At 65.8% G+C, this 20,783-nt stretch carries 19 protein-coding genes and 1 pseudogene; 10 read left to right on the top strand and 10 right to left on the bottom strand.

Annotated elements, in window-relative coordinates; genetic code table 11:
* Nucleotides 1–28: 28 nt before the first annotated feature.
* On the bottom strand, nucleotides 29–577 hold the full coding sequence (locus SE91_RS05030) for a cupin domain-containing protein (RefSeq protein ID WP_008561958.1): 549 nt from the start codon (nucleotides 575–577) through the stop codon (nucleotides 29–31).
* 160 nt (nucleotides 578–737) lie between these two features.
* Between SE91_RS05030 and aptA the strand changes: the two genes are divergently transcribed.
* On the top strand, nucleotides 738–2,066 hold the full coding sequence (gene aptA / locus SE91_RS05035) for an omega-aminotransferase AptA (RefSeq protein ID WP_061846794.1): 1,329 nt from the start codon (nucleotides 738–740) through the stop codon (nucleotides 2,064–2,066).
* Nucleotides 2,067–2,137: 71 nt separating this feature from the next.
* The gene (locus tag SE91_RS05040) at nucleotides 2,138–3,403 is read left to right on the top strand and encodes a D-amino acid dehydrogenase (protein WP_061846795.1); all 1,266 of its coding nucleotides are present in this window, start codon (nucleotides 2,138–2,140) and stop codon (nucleotides 3,401–3,403) included.
* A gap of 149 nt (nucleotides 3,404–3,552) precedes the next feature.
* Here SE91_RS05040 and SE91_RS05045 read toward each other — a convergent pair whose 3' ends face one another.
* Nucleotides 3,553–4,200 (bottom strand): helix-turn-helix domain-containing protein, encoded by a 648-nt coding sequence (locus tag SE91_RS05045; protein ID WP_061846796.1) that lies wholly within the window; start codon nucleotides 4,198–4,200, stop codon nucleotides 3,553–3,555.
* A 179-nt stretch (nucleotides 4,201–4,379) separates the two neighbouring features.
* On the opposite strand from SE91_RS05045, the gene SE91_RS05050 reads away from it, so the two are divergent.
* From SE91_RS05050 to SE91_RS05065, 4 genes are read left to right on the top strand one after another with little or no spacing between them, the layout of a single operon-like run.
* A complete protein-coding gene (locus SE91_RS05050; protein WP_061846797.1) occupies nucleotides 4,380–5,138 on the top strand; it encodes an ABC transporter substrate-binding protein in 759 nt (252 codons plus the stop codon).
* A 22-nt stretch (nucleotides 5,139–5,160) separates the two neighbouring features.
* Nucleotides 5,161–5,814 carry an amino acid ABC transporter permease gene (locus tag SE91_RS05055; protein WP_061846798.1) on the top strand — a complete coding sequence of 218 codons (654 nt, stop codon included), beginning with the start codon at nucleotides 5,161–5,163 and terminating at the stop codon, nucleotides 5,812–5,814.
* Nucleotides 5,811–6,542, top strand: a complete 732-nt coding sequence (locus tag SE91_RS05060) for an amino acid ABC transporter ATP-binding protein (protein ID WP_061846799.1) — start codon at nucleotides 5,811–5,813, stop codon at nucleotides 6,540–6,542. The genes SE91_RS05055 and SE91_RS05060 overlap by 4 nt, the downstream gene beginning before the upstream one ends.
* 12 nt (nucleotides 6,543–6,554) lie before the next feature.
* The gene (locus SE91_RS05065) at nucleotides 6,555–7,841 is read left to right on the top strand and encodes an NAD(P)/FAD-dependent oxidoreductase (RefSeq protein WP_061846800.1); all 1,287 of its coding nucleotides are present in this window, start codon (nucleotides 6,555–6,557) and stop codon (nucleotides 7,839–7,841) included.
* 52 nt (nucleotides 7,842–7,893) lie between these two features.
* On the opposite strand, the gene SE91_RS05070 is transcribed toward SE91_RS05065, so the two are convergent.
* A complete protein-coding gene (locus SE91_RS05070; protein WP_082813666.1) occupies nucleotides 7,894–8,130 on the bottom strand; it encodes a hypothetical protein in 237 nt (78 codons plus the stop codon).
* Nucleotides 8,131–8,286: 156 nt separating this feature from the next.
* Nucleotides 8,287–9,876: a gamma-glutamyltransferase family protein gene (locus SE91_RS05075; RefSeq protein ID WP_061850974.1), complete on the bottom strand. Its 1,590-nt coding sequence runs from the start codon at nucleotides 9,874–9,876 to the stop codon at nucleotides 8,287–8,289.
* Nucleotides 9,877–9,995: 119 nt separating this feature from the next.
* Here SE91_RS05075 and SE91_RS05080 point away from each other — a divergent pair, with 119 nt between their 5' ends.
* Entirely contained in the window at nucleotides 9,996–10,769 is a 774-nt protein-coding gene (locus SE91_RS05080; protein ID WP_061846802.1) for an enoyl-CoA hydratase-related protein, read from the top strand.
* A gap of 146 nt (nucleotides 10,770–10,915) precedes the next feature.
* On the opposite strand, the gene SE91_RS36895 is transcribed toward SE91_RS05080, so the two are convergent.
* Nucleotides 10,916–11,092, bottom strand: coding sequence for a hypothetical protein (locus SE91_RS36895; protein ID WP_167520588.1), 177 nt, complete (start codon nucleotides 11,090–11,092; stop codon nucleotides 10,916–10,918).
* A 9-nt stretch (nucleotides 11,093–11,101) separates the two neighbouring features.
* Nucleotides 11,102–11,335, bottom strand: coding sequence for a DUF6894 family protein (locus SE91_RS05085; protein WP_008561893.1), 234 nt, complete (start codon nucleotides 11,333–11,335; stop codon nucleotides 11,102–11,104).
* Between the two features lie 206 nt (nucleotides 11,336–11,541).
* On the opposite strand from SE91_RS05085, the gene SE91_RS05090 reads away from it, so the two are divergent.
* The 3 genes from SE91_RS05090 to SE91_RS05100 all read left to right on the top strand — a co-directional run bounded on the left by SE91_RS05090 (nucleotide 11,542) and on the right by SE91_RS05100 (nucleotide 15,663).
* A complete protein-coding gene (locus tag SE91_RS05090) occupies nucleotides 11,542–13,617 on the top strand; it encodes a PQQ-dependent sugar dehydrogenase (protein ID WP_061846803.1) in 2,076 nt (691 codons plus the stop codon).
* On the top strand, nucleotides 13,574–14,512 hold the full coding sequence (locus SE91_RS05095; RefSeq protein ID WP_061846804.1) for an SMP-30/gluconolactonase/LRE family protein: 939 nt from the start codon (nucleotides 13,574–13,576) through the stop codon (nucleotides 14,510–14,512). Before SE91_RS05090 ends, SE91_RS05095 begins: the two co-directional genes overlap by 44 nt.
* A gap of 125 nt (nucleotides 14,513–14,637) precedes the next feature.
* Nucleotides 14,638–15,663 carry a histone deacetylase family protein gene (locus SE91_RS05100; RefSeq protein ID WP_061846805.1) on the top strand — a complete coding sequence of 342 codons (1,026 nt, stop codon included), beginning with the start codon at nucleotides 14,638–14,640 and terminating at the stop codon, nucleotides 15,661–15,663.
* A gap of 163 nt (nucleotides 15,664–15,826) precedes the next feature.
* Here SE91_RS05100 and SE91_RS05105 read toward each other — a convergent pair.
* The 4 genes and pseudogenes from SE91_RS05105 to SE91_RS05115 all read right to left on the bottom strand — a co-directional run.
* Nucleotides 15,827–16,473, bottom strand: a pseudogene (locus SE91_RS05105) (LLM class flavin-dependent oxidoreductase).
* Nucleotides 16,470–17,201: a 4'-phosphopantetheinyl transferase family protein gene (locus SE91_RS05110; RefSeq protein WP_061846806.1), complete on the bottom strand. Its 732-nt coding sequence runs from the start codon at nucleotides 17,199–17,201 to the stop codon at nucleotides 16,470–16,472. Before SE91_RS05110 ends, SE91_RS05105 begins: the two are co-directional and overlap by 4 nt.
* Before the next feature lie 231 nt (nucleotides 17,202–17,432).
* Nucleotides 17,433–17,603 (bottom strand): hypothetical protein, encoded by a 171-nt coding sequence (locus SE91_RS36900; RefSeq protein ID WP_008561869.1) that lies wholly within the window; start codon nucleotides 17,601–17,603, stop codon nucleotides 17,433–17,435.
* 144 nt (nucleotides 17,604–17,747) lie between these two features.
* A partial coding sequence (locus tag SE91_RS05115) for a non-ribosomal peptide synthetase (protein WP_156489954.1) occupies nucleotides 17,748–20,783 on the bottom strand: 3,036 nt, incomplete at its 5' end.

Raw genomic sequence — 20,783 nt, forward strand, 5'->3', positions numbered from 1 at the left:
AAACAGTCCGGATGGGATCGATCGCGCTTCAGAACGTCGGTGGCGTGCAGGCCGAGATCACTTCGCACGGCTTGCCGCCGACGCAGCGGAAGCGATGCGGGCGTCGGCTCTCGAAATAATAGGCATCGCCGGGATTGAGGATGCGGCGTTCGTCCTCGACGGTGACCTCGAGCTTGCCGGAGATCACGATACCGCCTTCCTCGCCGTCATGGACCAGGTGGACGCGTCCGGTGTCGCTGCCGGGCTCGTAGCGCTCCTTCAGGATCTGCAGGCTGCGGCCGAACAGGTTGTCGCCGATCTGGCGATAGGAGATCGGCTTCTTGCCGACTTCGGTCAGCTCTTCGGCACGGTAGAAGATCTTGCGCCTCGACTCCGGCTCCAGCGCGAAAAACTCGGCGAGCCCCATGGGGATGCCGTCGAGGATGCGCTTGAGCGCGCCGACCGACGGGTTCATCTGGTTGGACTCGATCAGCGAGATCGTCGAATTGGTGACGCCGGCACGCTTGGCCAGTTCCCGCTGCGACAGCTTGTGACGCGCCCGGATGAATCGCAGCCGTCCGCCGATGTCGACGCTCATGTCCTGGTCCTAGCCCTGATCCGGTGTTGCAGGTGTTGCGGATCGCGCAAATATGGACCGGCAGCCCCAGCGGAATCAATGGCTTGCAGGCCACTAGAAAAGGACTTGTTGCGCATCTGAAGCCGTGCCTCTGCTAGGTCGTCAGCAAAGGAGCGCGGCCGTGACCCTTCATCAGATTCCGAACACTATCAAGACCGACTCGTTCTGGATGCCGTTCACGGCCAACCGGCAGTTCAAGAAGGCGCCGCGCCTGTTCTCCTCGGCCGAGGGCATGCACTACACCACCGTCGACGGCCGCAAGGTCATCGACGGCTCCGCCGGCCTCTGGTGCGTCAATGCCGGCCATGGCCGCAAGCAGATCGCCGCCGCGGTCGAGCGCCAGCTGATGACGCTGGACTTCGCCCCCTCGTTCCAGATGGGCCATCCGCTCGCCTTCGATTTCGCCGAGCGCCTCGCCGAGATTGCGCCGAAGGGCCTTGACCGCGTCTTCTTCACCAACTCCGGCTCCGAATCGGTCGACACCGCGCTGAAGATCGCGCTCGCCTATCACCGCGCCAACGGCCAGGCGAGCCGTACCCGCCTGATCGGCCGCGAGCGCGGCTATCACGGTGTCGGCTTCGGCGGCACTTCGGTCGGCGGCATGGTCGCCAACCGCCGCGCTTTCACCACGCTGCTGCCGGGCGTCGACCACATCCGTCACACCCACGACCTTACCCGCAACGCCTTCGCCAAGGACCAGCCCGAGCATGGCGCCGAGCTCGCCGACGATCTCGAGCGTCTGGTGGCCTTGCACGGTGCCGAGACCATCGCCGCGGTGATCGTCGAGCCGGTGCCGGGTTCGACTGCAGTCCTGCCGCCGCCGAAAGGCTATCTCAACCGCCTGCGCGAGATCTGCGACAAGCACGGCATCCTCCTGATCTTCGACGAGGTCATCACCGGCTTCGGCCGCCTCGGCACCCCGTTCGCCGCCGATTTCTTCGGAGTCACGCCGGACCTGATGACGACCGCCAAGGGCATCACTAACGGCACCATTCCCTGCGGCGCGGTGTTCGCGAGCCGCAAGGTGCACGACGGCATGATGGTCGGCCCCGAGAACCAGATGGAGCTGTTTCACGGCTACACCTATTCGGCGCATCCGACCGCCTGCGCCGCCGGCATCGCGACGCTCGACATATACAAGGACGAAGGCCTGCTCACGCGCGGTGCCTCGATCGCCGAATATTGGCGCGATGCGCTGCATTCGCTGAAAGGCCTGCCGAACGTCGTCGACATCCGCAATTGCGGCCTGATGGGCGCGGTCGAGCTCGCGCCGCGCGACGGCGTCGTGGGCGCGCGCGGCTACGACGTCATGGTCGACTGCTTCAACACCGGGCTCTATCTGCGCATGAGCGGCGACTCTTTCGCGATGTCGCCTCCGCTCATTGTCGAGAAGAGCCACATCGACCAGATGGTCTCGATCCTCGGCGACGCCATCAAGAAGGTGGCCTGATAATTGCTCTCGCCGTTGCGGAGTATTGTTCTTGCAGCGGCGAGCGTGATGCCGCGGGAGTTTGACGAAGCGTGAAAGTCTTGATCCTCGGCAGCGGTGTCATCGGTGTCACCTCTGCCTACTACCTCGCGCGGGCCGGCCATGAAGTGACCGTCGTCGACCGCCAGCCCGAGCCGGCGCTGGAGACCTCCTTCGCCAATGCCGGCGAGGTGTCGCCCGGCTATTCCTCGCCCTGGGCCGGCCCCGGCGTGCCGGTGAAGGCCATCAAATGGCTCTTGATGAAGCATGGCCCCCTCGTGGTGCGGCCGAAGCTCGATCCCGTCATGTGGGTCTGGCTGCTCAAGATGCTGCGCAACTGCACCAGTGCGCGCTATGCAGTGAACAAGAGCCGGATGATTCCGATCGCGGAATACAGCCGCGACTCCCTGCGCGACCTGCGTCGCGACATTGGCATTCAATATGACGAGCGCGCGCAGGGCACGCTCCAGCTGTTCCGCTACCAGGCCCAGCTCGACGGCACGGCCGAGGACATCGCCGTGCTCAAGCAATATGGCGTGCCCTTCGAGGTGTTGAGCCGCGAGGGCTGCATCGCGGCCGAGCCGGCGCTATCAGGCGTCAAGGAGAAGTTCGTCGGCGGGCTGCGCCTGCCGCAGGACGAGACGGGCGACTGCCACATGTTCACGCAGGCACTGGCCAAGAACGCCGAAGCACTCGGCGTGAAGTTCATGTTCAATACCGGGATCGACCGCATCGTCACCGACGGCGCGCGGGTCAGCGGTGTTGCGACCAGCGCCGGCCTGCTGCAGGCCGACGCTTACGTGCTCGCGCTCGGTAGCTGGTCCTCGCGCCTCTTGGCGCCGCTCGGCATCTCGCTGCCGGTCTATCCCGTGAAGGGCTATTCGATCACGGTGCCGATCAAGGACGCCTCGGGCGCGCCGGAATCCACCGTGATGGACGAGAGCTACAAGGTCGCGATCACACGCCTCGGCAACCGCATCCGCGTCGGCGGCACCGCGGAAATCTCCGGCTATTCGGACAAGCTCTACGACGCCCGCCGCGCGACGCTCGACCATTCGCTGACCGATCTGTTCCCGCGCGGCGGCGATCTGTCCAAGGCGATGTTCTGGAGCGGCCTGCGTCCGATGACGCCGGACGGCCCGCCCGTGATCGGCCCGACGCACTACGCCAATCTCCACCTCAACACCGGCCACGGCACGCTCGGCTGGACCATGTCCTGCGGCTCGGGCCGCGTGCTCGCCGACATGCTGTCGGGCAAGAAGGCGGACATTGATGTGAGTGAGCTGTCGGTGGAGCGGTACAAGCACCGGTTTGGCTAAGACTCTCGCCGCGTCATTACGAGGAGCCCTTGCGACGAAGCAATCCAGACTATCTCGACGGAGAGAATCTGGATTGCTTCGCTGCGCTCGCAATGACGGTATGGAAACGTCGCGGATGTCTTCTGCGGCGCGGCGTTTGCTGAGCGCCTTCAGTCCGCCCGCGTCACGCAATTCACCCACAGCACCACCGCTTTCGCATCCTCGGCCGGATTGGAAAACCGGTGCGGCCTGCGGCTCGCGAACCGAAAGCTGTCGCCGATCTTCAGCGACCAGGTCTCGCTGTCCACCGTCAGCATCATCTCGCCTTCGAGCACCAGGCCGGCTTCCTCGCCGTCATGGGTGTAAAGCTCGCCGCCGGTCGAGCCGCCGGGGTCGAGATGCACCAGGAACAGGTTGAGCTTGTTGTCGGCGCTCGCCGGGCTCAGCAATTGCTTGGACACGCCGGTGCGCCAGAGTTTCAGTTCGGGCCGCTGAGGTGCGCGCGTCACGACCTGGTCGGATCCGCCTTCGGCGCTCGGGCTTGCGCCGAACAGCGCGGCGATGCCGACCCCGAACACGTCGGCGAGCGTCGCCAGCACCCGGAGCGAGGGTGATGACAGGCCGCGCTCGATCTGGCTGAGGAAGCCGATTGACAGCGAGGTGCGCGCGGCGACCGTTTCCAGCGAGAATTGCCTGACGCGCCTGATATCCCTGATGCGGCGGCCGACCGCGATATCCATCGCGGGCTCCTTGGCTTTGGCGACGGCCTTGGTTCTGGCCTGCGGCTTCGCCGGCTTTGCGGCGGCCGGTTTGCGCATTCTTTTGCCACCGCTCACGTCAGATCGCTTCCTTCATGTGCATGAAAACCACTTGCGTGATCCGCGAAAGTGTGACCAAATTTTCATATTGGTGAAAATAGGCCGAAACAGCCTGGTCCGCAACGTCTGATCCTGACACGCGCCAGTGCCGACATCGGCCGGACCCAAAGGGGGATGCGATGAAGCGTTTTGTCCAGGCCGCGGTCGCGGCACTCGCAATTGCAGCGGTGACGCCGGCCTCGGCGCAGCAGGTGCTGAAGGTCGGCTCGACGCCGACGGGCATTCCCTTCACCTTCCTCGACACCAAGACCAACACCATCCAGGGCATCATGGTCGATCTCGTCACCGAGATCGGCAAGGACGCCGGCTTCAACGTGCAGATCGAGCCGATGCAGTTCTCGGCGCTGATCCCGTCGCTGACCTCGAGCAAGATCGACATCATCGCGGCCGCGATGTTCATCACGCCGCCGCGCAAAGAGGTGGTCGACTTCTCCGACCCGATCTACACCTATGGCGAAGGCCTCGTCGTGCCGAAGAGCGATACCAAGGCCTATGCTACCCAGGACGATCTCAAGGGCCAGACGGTCGGCGCCCAGGTCGGCACCGCCTTCGTCGACGCGCTGAAGAAAACCGGGCTGTTCGCCGAGGTCAAGGCTTACGACACCATCCCGGACATCCTGCGCGACGTGAACACCGGTCGCCTCAAGGCCGGCTATGCCGACTATCCGATCCTCGCCTACAATCTGAAGCAGGGCGGTTTCCCCGAGGTTCGTCTCGTCGATGGCTACAAGCCCGTTACGGTCGGCTCGGTCGGCATCGGGGTGCGCAAGGGCGAGACTGCGCTGCTCGGCAAGATCAACGCCTCGCTCGCGAAGCTCAAGGCCAACGGCACCATCGACAAGATCCTCGATAAATGGGGCCTGAAGGCACAGGGTTGATCGGTAGAGACTAGGCTGCCCGATGAAAGGCTTCTGGCGCGACGCCGTCGAGTTCTTCCCGATCCTGTTGAACGGCGTCGCGCTGACGATCATCGTCACGGTCGGCTCGCTGCTGCTGTCGACGGTGCTGGGCCTGATCTGGGCGATGATGCGGGTCTCCGGCATCAAGGCGCTGTCGATGCTCAGCGCCAGCCTGATCAACGTGATCCGCGGCATCCCGATCATCGTGCTGCTGTTCTACCTCTACTTCGTGATGCCTGATCTCGGAGTCACGCTGTCGGCCTTGCAGGCCGCGATCCTCGGGCTCGGCATCGCCTATTCGGCCTACCAGGCGGAGAATTTCCGCGCCGGCATCGAGGCCATCGACAAAGGGCAGATCGAGGCCGCGCAGTCGATCGGCATGGGCTGGTGGCTCACCATGCGCCGCGTGGTGCTGCCGCAGGCCGTGCGCATCGTGCTGCCTCCTTACGGCAACGTCATGATCATGATGCTGAAGGATTCCTCGCAAGCCTCGACCATCACGGTCGCCGAGCTCGCGCTGCAGGGCAAGCTGATCGCCTCCTCGACCTTCAAGAACACCAGCGTGTTCACCCTGGTGGCGCTGATGTATCTCACCATGAGCATCCCGCTGATCCTGCTCGTCCGTCACTTCGAGAAGCGGGCCGGCAAGCGATGATCGAGCTGAACGACGTTCACAAGAGCTTCGGCAAGGTCGAGGTGCTCAAGGGCATCAATGCGTCGGTGGAGAAGGGCGAGGTGGTCTGCATCATTGGCCCTTCCGGCTCGGGCAAGTCGACCATCCTGCGCTGCATCAACGGGCTCGAAAGCTACGACCGCGGCGAGATCAGCGTCGAAGGCTTGAAGGTCGACCGCGACGCGCCGTCGATCGTCGCCATCCGCACCCAGGTCTCGATGGTGTTCCAGCGCTTCAACCTGTTCCCGCATCGCACCGCGCTGGAGAATGTGGTCGAAGGGCCGCTGTTCGTGAAGAAGGAGCCGCGTGGGCAGGCGCTGGAGCGCGGCCGCGCGCTGCTGGCCCAGGTCGGGCTCGCGGAGAAGGCCGATGCGCATCCGCCGCAGCTCTCCGGCGGCCAGCAGCAGCGCGTCGCCATCGCGCGGGCGCTCGCGATGCAGCCGAAGGCGATCCTGTTCGACGAGCCGACCTCGGCGCTCGACCCTGAACTGGTCGGCGACGTCCTCGGCGTGATGCGCAAGCTCGCCGACGACGGCATGACCATGGTCGTCGTCACCCACGAGATGGGCTTTGCCCGCGACGTCGCCGACCGCGTGCTGTTCATCGACGGCGGCGTCATCGTCGAGCAGGGGCCGGCCAAGGCGCTGCTCAATCAACCCCAGCATCCGCGCACGCAGGACTTTCTGCGCCGCGTGCTGCATCCGCTCTGATCGGTCTTTGCCATGACGACGCGCCTGCCTTTGCCGCCTTCGATCTATGCCGACACTGCCGTCGCGCCGGTGGCCACGCCGCCGCTCGACGTGGACAAGAATGTCTCCGTCGCGATCATCGGCGGCGGCTACACTGGCCTATCGACCGCGTTGCATCTGGCCGAGCAGGGCGTCGAGGCGCTGGTGCTGGAGGCGCAGGAGCCGGGCTGGGGCGCGTCCGGCAACAATGGCGGCCACACCAATCCCGGGCTCAAGCACGATCCCGATCAGATCGAGGCGGATTTCGGCGCGGAGCTCGGCCGCCGCATGATCGCATTCTCCTACGGCACCACGAATTTCACCCATGATCTGATCCGCCGCTACCAGATTCCCTGCGAAGCGCGCCAGAACGGCACGCTGCGCGCGGCCTACAATGAAGCCAGCGCCGCCGCGATCGAGAAGACTGCGCAGCAATGCATCCGCCGCGGCATGCCCGTGACCTATCTGAACCGCGAGCAACTGCGCGAGATGACCGGCACCGACCGCTACATCGGCGCCATGCTGGATACCCGCGGCGGTGACCTGCATCCCCTCAGCTACGCCCGCGGCCTTGCGCGCGCCGCGATCTCGGCGGGCGCGAAGGTCTTTGGCGAGACGCCGGCATTGTCACTGCGCCGCGAGGGCTCGCGCTGGCGCATCGAGACGCCGCGCGCCGTCCTTCATGCCGACAAGGTCCTGCTCGCCACCAATGGTTTCACCGATGATCTCTGGCCGGCGCTCCGCCGCACCATCGTGCCGGTGTTTTCATCGATTGCCGCCACCGCGCCGCTCTCCGATGCGGTGGCACGTTCGATCATGCCGACCCGTCCCGTGCTCTACGAGAGCGGCCATATCACGGTCTATTACCGCATTGATCAGCACAATCGCCTGTTGATGGGCGGCCGCGGACCGATGCGCTGGATCAAATCGCCGAACGACGTCGCCTATCTCATGCGCTATGCGGAGCGGCTGTGGCCGCAGCTGAAGGGTGTCGCCTGGACGCACGGCTGGAATAGCCGGCTCGCCATCACTGCGGATCATTACCCTCACGTGCATGAGCCCGCGGAGAACATCCTGATCTCGCTCGGCTGCAACGGGCGCGGCGTCGCGCTCTCGACCGCGATGGGCGCGCAGCTCGCCCGCCGGCTGATCGGCGGCACAAAGGCCGAGATCGACATGCCGGTCACTGGCATCAAGCCGATCGCGATGCATGCCTTCTGGCCGGTCGGGGTGACGACCGCCGTGATCGCGGGCCGCGTGCGCGACCGGCTCGGCATGTGAGAAAGGCGCCGCCCGGTTTCAGGCGACGCCTTGCATCAACGCAGACGTAGGGTCAGCAGCGGCCCTGCTTCCAGAGGCCGGGCGGGCAGCCGTGACCGCGCCAGCCGACCTTGCGTCCATGGTGCCATCCGTGCGGCGCCCCATGGTAATGGCCGAACTTGTGGCCGTGACCATGACTCTTATGTCCATGGCCATGGCCGCCGCCATGTCCGCCCTTGGCGAGTGCAGGGCCTGTCATTGTTAAGCCAGCCGCAATGATCAGCGACGCGGCGAGCGCAAATTTCTTCATCGTGTCCTCCGGAGGTGAGCGCACTTGTCCGCTCAATGAGCGAACTGTGGGTGCGTAAGTTCCCTGCGAATGTGGAGGAGTCGTGACGCTCGCGCAGATGCGTAGTCGTGCGAGCGCTCAACGCGCGTTAGCATCATCTCGCATCGATGCGTCCGCTCAGCCTTCCGCGACCGCGTCGGCCCAGGGCTGGAAGATCTCGACCGCGCCGAAATTCGTGTCGCCCTCGCGCATCACCACGCTCGGGCACGCAAACTTCTGCGGCAAAGTCTGTACGCGGCTTTCTTCGTAGTCGAAGCGCGCGCCCAGCGCCTTGCGCACGTCCTCCGGCAGTCGCGCATCGCCGATCACGACCGCGCCTTCGCTGGCGTCGATGCGCGGCTGATGGATGGCGGCATCGAGGTCCATGCCGAAATCCATCGCGAAGGACACGAGCTGCATCACGGAGGGCAGGATGCGGCGTCCGCCGGATGCGCCGACGGCGAGGCGCTTGCCGTCCTTCGTCTCGGCGATGACGGGCGTGTAATTGCAAAGGCAGCGCTTGCCTGGCGCGAGCGAGTTGGTAGTGCCAGGCGTCGGGTCGAACCACATGATGCCATTGTTCATGGTGATGCCGGTGTGCGGCGTCACATATCTCGAGCCGAAGGACGACAGCAGCGTCTGCGTCACCGCGGCCATGTTGCCGTGACGATCGACCACCGAGAAATGCGTGGTGCAGGCGGGCGCCAAATATTCGGCGCCGAGCGAGCGCTTGCCGTCGGCATCGCCCATGTCCTTGAGGCGCTCGCGGAAGGCAGCCTGCAAGGCGAGCGCATATTCGACATAGGCGCGGGCATCCGGTGCGGCCGCCGGCGTCAAGCTCTGCTGCAACAGGCGCAGCGCATGCGCCATGGTCGGCCCGGCCGTGAGCTCGGGCGTCGCGAACACCTTGCCGCCGCGATAGGGGATCGCCAGCGGCGCGCGCGGATGGGCACGGAATGCGGCGAGATCCTCGACCGACAGCGAGCCGCCGTCGGCCTTGATGTCGGAGGCGATGCTCCTGGCGAGATCGCCCTGGTAGAAATCGCGCGGGCCGGCCTCGGCGAGATGCAACAGCGTCGCCTTCAGGCCATCCTGCGGCAGCCGCGTCTCGGCCTTGATGCCCCATGGCGCGCTCGGCGGCAGGCCATCCTTCAAATAGGCGGCCGCGCTTGCGGGATAGCGCCTGAGATCGGCGGCCGAGCCCGAGATCGTCACCGTCGTCCACCAATCGACCAGCAGGCCTTCGCCGGCGAGCTTCGCCGCCGGCGCAACCAGGTCCTTCCACGGCATCTTGGCATAGCGGCGATGCGCCTCTTCCATTCCGGCGACGACGCCGGGCACCGCGATCGAGCGGGGGCCATGGACGTTGCGATCGTCCTTCACCCGCGGCCAGGGGAAGAGATCGGAGGCGGCGCCTTCGCCGCTGAGCGGGTAGTCGGCGGCGCGCAGGCTCTGCGGCGCGCACATGCCGTAGTCGATCACCTCGGTGCGATTTTCCTTGGCGCGGTAGAGCACCATCGCGCCGCCGCCGCCGATACCGCTATTCCAGGGCTCCAGCACGTTCAGCGCCATGGTGGTCGCGACGATCGCATCTACGCAGTCGCCGCCCGCGGCCAGCACCTCCGCTCCGACTTCAGCCGCCCGCCGCGATTGCGAGGCGACGATGCCGCCCTTGGATGTGACGGCGGGTTTGCGGACGGTTTGGTTGAGGCTGAACTGGTGAGGCATGATGTCGTCTTGATGCTCGTCGATGGCTTCGCTGCGTTGAATTCGAGGCTCCGCGATTGGCGAAGCCGGCGGACAATGGCACATTGCCGCCAACGAGAACATCGCAAGGGAGACGCGACATGGCTGGTGTGAAACAGGCGCGGGATGGCGCAGTCGGGATCCTGACGCTCGACGAGCCGGCGAGCCTGAATGCGATGACGCCGGACCTGCTCGGCGCATTGGCCAGCGCCGTCGCCGAGATGACACGGTACGAAGACATCCGTGCGCTGATCCTCACCGGCGCCGGGCGCGGATTTTGCTCAGGACAGAATTTGAAGGCATCCGAAGCGCTCGGCGAGGACATCGCAGCCGGCGTGATGCGGTTCTACTGGCCGGCCTTCAAGGCGTTGCGCGAATGCCGTGTGCCCGTGGTCGTCGCCGTCAACGGCGTGGCGGCCGGCGGCGGCTTCAGCCTCGCCATGGCCGGCGACATTATTGTCGCGGCGCGGTCGGCGAGCTTCATCCAGGTGTTCAGCCGCATCGCGCTGGTGCCCGATCTCGGCTCGACCTGGCTGCTGCCGCGCCTGATCGGCCGCCAGCGCGCGCTCGAACTGATGCTGCTGAACGAGCCGCTGACCGCCGAGCACGCCCATGAGATCGGCCTGGTGCGGCAGGTTGTCGACGATGCCAGGCTGATGGAGGAGGCGCTCGCCCTCGCGCGTCGCCTCGCCGACGGCCCGACGCGCGCTTTAGTCGCAACCCGCGCGCTGGTCGAGGAGAGCGAGCACGCCACCTACGAGGCCCAGTTCCGCCGCGAGATCGAGCTCCAGGCCACCATCCGCAAGAGCAACGACGCCATCGAGGGCCGCAATGCCTTCGTCGAGAAGCGCAAGGCGAGGTTCACGGGGAGGTGAGGCGGCGCCGCTTCCCGCGCCGCCGTGGCCGGGCTTGTCCCGGCCATCCACATTCTTTCGCGCAGGACAAAACGTGGATGCCCGGGACGAGCCCGGGCATGACAAGTGGAGAGACCGCTAGCTGGAAAGAGCCGAAGTCGCCGCGTTCAAAGCCCGCGGTCGAGCCGGCTGGCCTGGTACTTGGCGCGCCATTTCGGACCGGGGCCGCGCATGTAGTGAAGCTCGGGCCGGTACGGATTGCCTGCGACCCTCATCAGGGTCTGCCATTTGCCGGCGACGAAGCTGAGGGGCTGGCGGAGCAGGGTCAGGGACGCGAGCAGCATGGCATCACCTCAATGCGGCTTGCCGAGCATGGCTGTGAAGGGGAGATCGAACAGATCCTCGCCGTCGGAACCGCTGACATGGATCACCCAGTCGCGCCAATCCTCACTGCTCGGGGTCAGGATCATCGACCGCATGATCTGGGCGGCGCGGTCGCGGGCCTCGGTGAGGTTGGAGACCGCGGTGCCGTAGCGATCGATCAGCGTGCCCTCGGTATTGGAGCAGTGGAAGTAGACCTGGACCATGTACGCCTCCTGCAGGGAGCGGCGGGGATGGCAAACTGATACCACCCGGGGCATTCGCGAAACATTCGGGCCGAACCCGGTAAGGGAATTTACGGAGATTGGTCGGTGCCAACGCCGTTTCAGGTTTGATCACAGGCGGGTGAGCATCAACTGGACGGCGCTCCGGCGGCATGGAACAAGTTTACCGGGAATCCGGGGAAGCTGCCGTGAACTACCTTACATTCCGGCGTGAAGGCAGACGCCTCTGCTTGCTTGCGGCTGTCGTCGCCGGGGCGCTGCTCGGCGTCGTACCGGGAGCGTCGTCCGAAGCGGTGAAGAAGAGCGGCTATGCGATCGGTACGGAGACCTGCGGCAGCGGCGATCGCGCCTTTCCGAGACTCCAGATCGACATGAAGGCGGGATTGTGCGCCGGCCTCGTCGCCAGCGAGGAGGACCGCCTCAGATTCCCGCGCGCGATCGTCCAACTGCCCGGCCGCGACCTGTTCGTGGTGGCCGAGATGGGTGGCTGGAGCCGCACCGATGGACGGCTGCTGCTGCTCGATCCGCACGCGCCCCAAGGCCAGCGCCTCAAGGAGCTATTGACCGGGATCGAATACCCGTTCGGCCTGGCGATCGCTCCCGACCGGAGGCTCTATGCCTCGACCGCCGAGACGATCTTCCGCTTCGACCCGCTCGCCGACAATCCGCGCGGCACGGTCGAGACCATCATCCGTCACATGCCGGGCCGTCGGATCGCTCTGCCCGACGGTACGAGAAGCGAAGAGAGCGCGCATCCGCTCAAGCCGTTCGCCTTTGACCGGAACGGGCGACTGTTCGTCAATATTGGCTCACATGATGATGATTGCGTCAGGGCTGCACCGATCACCAAGCCTTGCGCGGCCGCCGAAGGCGCCTCCGCAATGGCATCGATCTGGCTGTACACGCCGCCTGCAGGCGGCGTCTTCACGGCGCTGAAGCCTGGCGATCCCGATCCGCCGCACAGCGTCTATGCGCGCGGCCTGCGCAACTCGATGGCCCTGGTGCTGCATCCGAACTTTCCCGATGCCGGCTACGCCTTCCTGCAAGCCGAGAACAGCCGCGACCTGCCCGACGTCTTCAAGCCGAACGAGGAGATCAACGCGATCGAGCAGGGCAGGCATTACGGCTGGCCTTATTGCTACGATGTGTCGACGCCGAGCCCGGAATTCAGGAGCGTGCTGCAATCGGGGCCGTACAAATCGCTGTGCACCGCCAACGCGGTGTATAAGCGGCCGCTTTCTCTGATGCCGCCGCACGGCGCGCCGCTCGCGATGCTCTATTATCACGGCACGAAATTTCCGGAGCTGGACGGCAAGCTGCTGGTCGGACTGCACGGCTATCGCCCGACAGGCAGCCGCGTCCTGATCTATGACGTCGACGAGCGCGGCTTCCCCAAGCCTGTGCCGGCGCCGGTGCATTACCATGTCAGCTGCGCCGCAGACCCGACCCGCAGCTTTCAGACCGACGCCGGCGAAGTCGCTGCCGCGCCGTTCGAGGAGCTGATCTCGGGCTGGCACCGCGTCAATGGCGCGCGGCCGCAAGGCGCCCCGGTCGGCATGACGGTGGCGGAGGACGGCGCGATCTGGCTGGTCGAGGACAAGAACAAGACCGTGATCCGGATCGATCGCGCCGCGGGCGATGCGCCGGCGCCGCTCCCCTGCGATACGCGCAGCCCGGCGATGATCGACCGGCTCGCCGCCTTCGTGGCGAGAGATTCACAGAACAGCGCCCGCCTCACCACGCTGCGCAAGGGCCTCGTCGAGAAGCATTGCGCCGGCTGCCACTCCGATTTCGGCCTCAAGCCGGGCCAATCCGAGGCGGAGAAGGACGGCGCGGTGCTTCGTTTCATGCTGTCGCAGGACGGCTGGATCTATCCCGGGGATCCTGACGCCGGCAAGCTGCGCACGCGGCTGCGCGGTCTCGGCGCCGAGAAGCTGATGCCGCCGGGCGGCGAGAATCTGCCGAAGACCGAGCCGGGCTACACGCGGTTGCTCGACACCGCGGACCTGCTCGTTGCGAAAATGGTCCCGGGCACGCGCATGCGGATCAAGCCCGGCCCGCCCCAGCGCAAGTTCTTTGGCCGGACCAACAGGGAATGCGGCGAAATACCGGCCGCCAAGGTCGTGGTCGTGACACAAAGGAGCGCTGTAGACAAACCCGGCTTCAGCCGATTCTTCCGGCCGGCCGATCCTTACCTGAACGGCGAGTGCACCGACGACGATGGCTATTACATCCGGCAGGAATTTCTGGTGCCTGTGCAGTAGCATCCTGCTCGTCGCGACGGTGCCGGCCGATGCCGCGACCAAGCTGTTCGAAAGCGTGCAGGTGACGCAAGCGGGCGAATACACGTTCGGCATCGAAGGGCCCGCCGCCGATCTCGACGGCAACCTGTTCGTGGTCAATTACGGCAAGCCGGGCACCATCGGCCGGCTGCCGGCCGGCGGCACGGCGTCGGAGCCGTTCACGGTGCTGCCCGAAGGCAGCGTCGGCAATGCCATCCGCTTCGACCGCAACGGCACCATGTTCATTGCCGACTACAAGAAGCACAACATCTTCGCGATCCCGAAGGGCACGGCCGTGCCGGCGGTGTGGTTTCATTCCGACGAGATGAACCAGCCCAACGACATCACGATCGCACGCGACGGCACGATCTATGCGAGCGATCCCAATTGGAAAGGCCGGGAAGGCTTCATCTGGCGCATTGCGAAGGGCGCCGATGGCAAGGTGCAAGGGCAGGTGATGTCTTCCCCGCGCGCGATGGGCACGACCAACGGGATCGATCTCAGCCCGGACGGCAAGACGCTCTATGTCGGCGAATCCAGCAGCGGCCAGATCTGGTCCTATGGCATCCGGGGCAACGATCTCGTCGACGCAAAGCTCGTCAAGTCGTTCCAGCCCGACACCATCGACGGCCTGCGCACCGACGTCACCGGCCGTCTCTACGTCGCGCGCATTCTCAAGGGCGCGATCGCGTTGATGAAGCCCAACGGCGTGGTCGAGCGCGAGATCGCGCTCCGGGCCAAGGAGCCGACCAATCTCGCCTTCGGCGGCAGCGACGGCAAGACCGTCTTCGTCACCCAGCGTCAGGGCGGCTTCATCGAATCCTTCCGCACCGACCAGGTCGGCCGCGAGCACTGTCTCCAGCGCGGCCGCTGCTAGAGTACGATCTGCTACCGGCGCAGAGCCGCGCGACAGGTGCGGCATTCTTCTTGCTTGCATCTGGCCGCTGCGGGGACCAAAACTTTCGTGGCACGTCAAAAGAACCGCGACCACGGAGTATTTGAGTGAAAGCCGTCCATACGGAACTGCACCGCAGCCATGATCCGCAATTCTTTTTGGTTCGCGGGGTCGTCAAGCGTACCACCGAGCAGCCCGAGCGCGCCGACCGCCTGCTCAAGGGGCTGAAGGACGGCAAGCATCAACTGGTCGAGCCGACGACGTTCGGGCAGGGTCCCCGCGCGCGGATTCACAGCCCGGAATATCTGTCGTTCCTGAGCGAGGCCTGGGAGGCCTGGACCGCGCTCGGCGATTCCGGCCCGGAGATGATCGGCAACATCCACCCGGTGCGTCACGCTGCGACCTATCCCACCCACATCGTCGGCAAGCTCGGCTGGCACACCGCCGACACCGCGGCGCCGATCGGGCCCGGCACCTGGGCCGCCGCCTGTGCCGCGACGGACGTCGCAGTCACCGCGGCGCAGATGGTGATGGACGGCGAGGATGCGACCTACGCGCTCTGTCGTCCACCCGGCCATCACGCCTATCGCGACATGGCCGGCGGCTTCTGTTTCCTCAACAACAGCGCGATCGCAGCAGCGCATCTGCGGCAGAAGCACGAGCGCGTCGTCATCCTCGACGTCGACGTCCATCACGGCAACGGCACGCAGGGAATTTTCTATGAGCGGCCGGACGTCTACACGATCTCGATCCACGCCGATCCGGTCGCGTATTATCCCTATGTGTGGGGCTATGCCCATGAGCGCGGCGAGGGGGCCGGCCTCGGCGCCAATCTCAACATTCCGCTTGCCATCGGCACCGGCGATGACGGCTACATGCAGGCGCTGGACGTCGCGCGCAGGGCGATCGAGTCGTTCGCGCCGGGCGCGCTCGTCATCGCGCTCGGCTTGGACGCCTCCGAGCACGATCCGCTGAAGGGATTGGCCGTCACCACGCCCGGCTTCCGCCGCATCGGCCAAGCCATCGCGAAGATGGGCCTGCCGACCGTGTTCGTGCAGGAGGGCGGCTATCTCTCGGATATCCTGGGCGCAAACCTAACCTCGGTGCTGGCAGGGTTCGAAGAGGCGCGGTGATTTTCGTTGTCCTGACCGTGCTGCATCCACCTCGTCATTGCGAGGAGCCCTTGCGACGAAGCAATCCAGATTGATGCCGGGGGAAGACTCGGGATTGCTTCGCGGAGCCTGTCATCGGGCCGCGCTACGCGCGGGCCCGTTGGCTCGCAATGACGGGGAACAGTCAGAACATCCCGCTCGCCGCCAGTGCCTTGCGCACGTGCTGCATCTCGGTCTCGTCGGCGACCATGTCGAGCATAACAGTGGTCAGGCCCTTCGCCGCAAATTCCCTCAGCTTCGCGCCGATGTCGGCGTAGCTGCCGACCAGGTACGGACAGTCGGCCTGGAAGGTCAGGAACGGCAGGAGCCAGTAGCCATTGTCCGCAAGCTCGGCGTTCTGGCCGGCGGCCGCGGGCTTGCGAGCAACTCGCGCATCAGCGTGACGAATTCGCCGAGCCGGACGTAGCGGTCGGCATGCGCGGCGTCATCACCCAGCCCCTGCAAGTCGCTAACCGCGGTGCCCGTGATCATGTTGAGATAGACCTTGCGGCCGTAGAGCTGCGCGAAGGACGAGACGAACTTCGCCGCCGTGAACGGATGCATATAGACCGGATTGACCGCAATCAGCGGCGAAGATCGCGCCGTCTCCGCGATGATGTGCTGGGCCATCGCCCAGGGCTCGACGAACACGTCGTTGCCTTCGAACAGCAGAATGCCTTCGAAGCCGTTCTGGTCGGCGAAGCGGGCCACCCGCATCAACTCGCCGACATATGCCTTGGGATCGCGGTTGCGTGAAATCGCCGGAAAGACGCGCAGCCGCGGAGCCGTCATTCAGCCGCTTCCCGGAGCGGCCAGGCGTTGCGGCTGATGGGAAGGCCGCCGGCCGCACGGGAGCCGTCGGCGATCGCGAGGCGGTGCGAGGGCGATGGCGAGCACAGCGAGAAGCGCCATCCATGGGGGTCGTCGACGATGTCGGGCTTGAAGCTGATCTCGATCGCCTCGTGCGACACCTGCATGGCGAAGGCATCGAGCGGCAGGTTGAGCCCGAAGCCCCTGGCCTTCAGATAGGCCTCCTTGAGCGTCCAATAGTCGAAGAAGCGCTCGATCGCGGCCGGTTCGGGCAGTCCGCGCAAGACTTCGACCTCTTCCGGGGCGAAGAAGCGAAGCGCCGTGGACAGCGGCGCGACGCGCCGGGACACGGTTTCGACGTCGACGCCAACGGCCTCATGCCGCGACACGACACAGGCGACGCAGCCGTCGGCATGCGACAGGCTGAAATGCAGTGCGGCCGACGTCTTGGGCGCTGCGACAAACGGCCGGCCATAACGGCCGGCACCAAAGGACCAGTCGGTGGGCGCAATATTGGAGGCGACCTGCGACAGCGCCATGCGCAGCATGGCATGCGCGAAGATATACTGCCGTCGATGCCGCTCGAACATGAAACGGTCGGCCTTGGCCCGTTCGTCGACCGAAAGCAGGCGCCGGCACGCATCGACCGCGCCTGGCGCGTCGATGGTTTCGATCAGTCCAACGAATAGTTCAATCCTGTCGTCTGCCATCAAATAGGCCTTTGGCGTCGGGCGAGGCCAAACCCGATCCCGACGGAAGAATCAACGGAGCAAGAAGCAACCTGGGCGGACCGCTCCTAGCGGTACACCCGGGCAATTTCTTGTCGATTTGCAGGCCGGTTTACAGGCGCAAGCTTGTGCGAGACCCCAATGCGACGCACAAGCGGCCCAACTCCGAAAGCCCAAAATCTGAAGATCGTACGGCGTTCCGGCCGACGAAGCTTACTTCTTCTTCTTCTTTGCTTTCTTCGACCCGCCCAGCAACGAAAGGCTGGCGTCGACGTCCTTCAGCGCGGACTGGAGCTTCTTCTTCTCGGCGGTGAGCAGCTTCTGAAGGGCCTTGCGATCCTTGTCGCTCAACGTGGTGCCCTTGGCAAATTTGATGAAACCCATAACACTCCCCGGTTCAAATGATCGTCCAAAATCAAAACGCGAGAACAATCTTGCGCGCTAGCGCCAAATAATCAAGATGCAACTCGCTCATTCACAGCTTCGGCGAGCAACTCCGTATTAGCCCCGTCCTGCACGGCCTGTCGGTCATGCCGCCCTGCGAGCGAGCAATCGGCCGAGCGGCATGTTGGGCTCGGCGACAGCGGCCGCCAGAAGCGCGACGAGATCCTCCATCCATGCGCCGACCATATGGCCGTCGAGCAAGTCGCGCTTGTAATTGCATGAACCGGTGATTCCGGTCGGACGCTCCTTGAGCATCAGCGACAGCCAGGTCTGGTCGATCGGCAGCACGGGCTGGCCTTCGCGCGCGATGTTGCCGATCGACTCGGTCACGAGATCGGGCAGATCGAGCGGCTGGCGCAGCGGATTTTGCAGGGTGAAATAGACCTGGAGCAGCGCGGCGGGATCGATCCCCTCCCGCTCCAGATGGTCGGCAAGGATGTTGAACGGCAGCTCCTGCCGCGCATGCGCGTCCAGCACGCTCTGGCGCACCCGCGCCAAGGCGTGCGCGAACGAGACCTCCGGCGTGAGCTTGGTGCGGATGATGACCGTGTTCTCGAACGGGCCGACGATCCGGTCGGTGTCCGGCTGGGCACGATTGGCCATGGCGGTGGCGACCGCGATGTCGGTGCGGCCCGTTCGCGTCAGCAGCAGCGCCTTCAGGCCGGTGAGGAGGCACATGAACAGGGTGGCATTGTGCTGCGCGGCGCAGGCCGTGAGCCGGTCGATCAAATCGGGCTCGAGGTTGACCGGGTGACGCCCCGTGGATGCGCTCGGGCTTGATTTGCCGTCGAAGAGCCGGCTTGCGCCGCGCAAATTCTCGGTCCAGTCGGCGGCCTGACGGCGGGCCGCGTCGGTGCCGCACCACCAGCGCTGCCAGCGCGCAACGTCCGAGAAAGCCGGAGGCGGCCTCAGGAGCGGCACGGATGGATATCCGGCCAGCGCCGCATAGCGATTGGACCATTCCTCGAACAACACGCCGATCGACCAGCCGTCGACGACGGCGTGATGCAACGTCAGCAGCAGCACGTGTTCGTCGTCATGGAGCCGCAACAGCCGCGCGCGCAGCAGCGGCGCACGCGTGGTCTCGATCGGGGTGAAGGTCTCTCGCTCGATCAGCAGTTCGATCTTCCTGAGCTCGAGCGCTCTGCGCCGCTTGTTGCGGTGGGGATGACCATCGCCGATGGTCTCGACCGTCAGGACACGGGCAACGGCGTCGGGGGCCGAGATGCGGCTGACGGGCTCTCCGCCGCGCCGGCCGAACGCTGTGCGCAGCGATTCGTGCCGGCGCACGACGTCGTCGATCGCCTGCGCCAGGGCGGCTGGATCGAGCGGTCCCTGGAGGCGGAAGGCGAAGGGCAGGTTGAACAGCGGCAGATCCGGCAGGTTCTGCTCGATCCGCAGCATCTGGTCCTGCGCGATCGAGAGCGGCGCAGGTCTGCTATCGGCGAGGCTTCTTTCGGCCAGCCTTGGCCCGCTCGCGGCAGGCTTGCGCGGCTTTGCCGCCACCGCCGCATCGACCTGCCGGGCAAGCTCTTCGATGGTCGGGGCCTCGAAGATCGTCTTGATCGGCAGCGATACCCCGAGCGCACGGGCGATACGCGCCATGGTCCGGCCCGCGAGCAGCGAGTGGCCGCCGAGATCGAAGAAATTGTCGGTGACGCCAATGCTCTCGACCTTGAGCAGGTCGAGCCAGATGTCGGAAAGCACCTTCTCAGTGAAGCGCCGCGCCGGCACGGCCGTTTCCGGTCCGGACGCCTCCTCGAGCGCCGGCGCCAGCAGTGCCGACCGGTCCAGCTTGCCATGGGCGTTGAGCGGCACCTGATCGAGGAACAGGAAGGCGGACGGGATGGCGTGACCGGGCAACCGGCTCTTCAGGAATTCGCGCAGCTCGGCGGCGCTGCCTCTGCTGCCGGGCCATGCAACGATATGGGCGACCAGCCTGACATCGCCGCTCGCCTCGCGGCGCGCCTCGACGATGCCGGCGCGCACGTCGGGATGCGCGGCAAGCGCATTCTCGATCTCCTTGAGCTCGATCCGGTAGCCGCGGATCTTGACCTGATGGTCGGCGCGGCCGAGGCATTCGATCGTGCCATCGGCGCGGCGGCGGGCGAGGTCGCCGGTCCGGTAAAGCCGACTGCCGGTCCGGCGCGAGAACGGATCGGGCAGGAAACGCTGCCGGTTCTGCGCGGGATCGTTGATATAGCCGCGGCCGACGCCGGCGCCGCCGATGCAGAGCTCGCCGGTGACGCCGACAGGCAGCGGCTGGAGCTCTGAGTCGAGCACGTAGAGCTGGGTGTTCGGCAGCGGAGCGCCAACCGGGATGTTGCCGGTCGCGATTGCCGGCGCCTTGGTCAGGCGATGCAGGGAGACGTCGTCGGAACATTCCGAGGCGCCATAGGCGTTGATCAGCGGCACTTTCGGGCAGCGCGCGAACCAGGCGCTGCAGAGTTCGACGGGCAGCGGCTCTCCGGTGGAGATCAGCAATCGCAATTTGGCGAAGGCGCGCCGGACCTGTGCCTCGCTCATGCGTTCGACCACCACCCGTAGCAGCGACGGCACGATCTCGAGCACCGTAACGCCTTCGCGCTCGATCTCCTGCGCCAGCCGAATCGGGTCCTGCACGATCGCGGTGCCGCAGACATGCACGCGTGCTCCGACCATGAGCCCGGCGAGGAACTGCCAGACCGAGATGACGAAGCTCTGCGGCGCGGTCTGCGCGATCACGTCCCTGGGCGAGAGGCCAAGCTCGGCGATGAGCGAGGCCAGATGGTTCGACAGGCCGCGCTGCTCGATCATGACACCCTTCGGCGCGCCGGAGGAGCCGGACGTGTAGACGAGATAAGCGAGGCTGGAGGCGGCACGCGGTGCGGCGCGGACAGGCTTGGTCACCGCTGGCGCGATCACGTCTTCGAGCTCGGCCACATGGATGCGCTCGACCAGCGGCTCGAGCAGCGCCTCGACCATGGCGGACTGGGCTCGTCCGGTCAGCAGCACGCGGGCGCCGCTCGATCCGAGGATGGTCGCAAGGCGTGCCGGCGGTTGGTCGGGATCGAGATTGAGGAAGGCCGCGCCGACGCGCTGCACCGCGATCATCGCCGCAAGCAGGTCGGGCCCGCGCTC

The sequence above is a fragment of the Bradyrhizobium sp. DOA1 genome (assembly GCF_001593325.1).
In the GTDB taxonomy this organism is placed as follows: domain Bacteria; phylum Pseudomonadota; class Alphaproteobacteria; order Rhizobiales; family Xanthobacteraceae; genus Bradyrhizobium.

Bases quoted from the DNA above. Each gene is read 5' to 3' on its own strand.
- SE91_RS05030 (WP_008561958.1), bottom strand. From the start codon at position 577: ATGAGCGTCGACATCGGCGGACGGCTGCGATTCATCCGGGCGCGTCAC.
- SE91_RS05045 (WP_061846796.1), bottom strand. From the start codon at position 4,200: ATGCGCAAACCGGCCGCCGCAAAGCCGGCGAAGCCGCAGGCCAGAACC.
- SE91_RS05050 (WP_061846797.1), top strand. From the start codon at position 4,380: ATGAAGCGTTTTGTCCAGGCCGCGGTCGCGGCACTCGCAATTGCAGCG.
- SE91_RS05055 (WP_061846798.1), top strand. From the start codon at position 5,161: ATGAAAGGCTTCTGGCGCGACGCCGTCGAGTTCTTCCCGATCCTGTTG.
- SE91_RS05060 (WP_061846799.1), top strand. From the start codon at position 5,811: ATGATCGAGCTGAACGACGTTCACAAGAGCTTCGGCAAGGTCGAGGTG.
- SE91_RS05065 (WP_061846800.1), top strand. From the start codon at position 6,555: ATGACGACGCGCCTGCCTTTGCCGCCTTCGATCTATGCCGACACTGCC.
- SE91_RS05070 (WP_082813666.1), bottom strand. From the start codon at position 8,130: ATGAAGAAATTTGCGCTCGCCGCGTCGCTGATCATTGCGGCTGGCTTA.
- SE91_RS05075 (WP_061850974.1), bottom strand. From the start codon at position 9,876: ATGCCTCACCAGTTCAGCCTCAACCAAACCGTCCGCAAACCCGCCGTC.
- SE91_RS05080 (WP_061846802.1), top strand. From the start codon at position 9,996: ATGGCTGGTGTGAAACAGGCGCGGGATGGCGCAGTCGGGATCCTGACG.
- SE91_RS36895 (WP_167520588.1), bottom strand. From the start codon at position 11,092: ATGCTGCTCGCGTCCCTGACCCTGCTCCGCCAGCCCCTCAGCTTCGTC.
- SE91_RS05085 (WP_008561893.1), bottom strand. From the start codon at position 11,335: ATGGTCCAGGTCTACTTCCACTGCTCCAATACCGAGGGCACGCTGATC.
- SE91_RS05095 (WP_061846804.1), top strand. From the start codon at position 13,574: ATGGCTATTACATCCGGCAGGAATTTCTGGTGCCTGTGCAGTAGCATC.
- SE91_RS05110 (WP_061846806.1), bottom strand. From the start codon at position 17,201: ATGGCAGACGACAGGATTGAACTATTCGTTGGACTGATCGAAACCATC.
- SE91_RS36900 (WP_008561869.1), bottom strand. From the start codon at position 17,603: ATGGGTTTCATCAAATTTGCCAAGGGCACCACGTTGAGCGACAAGGAT.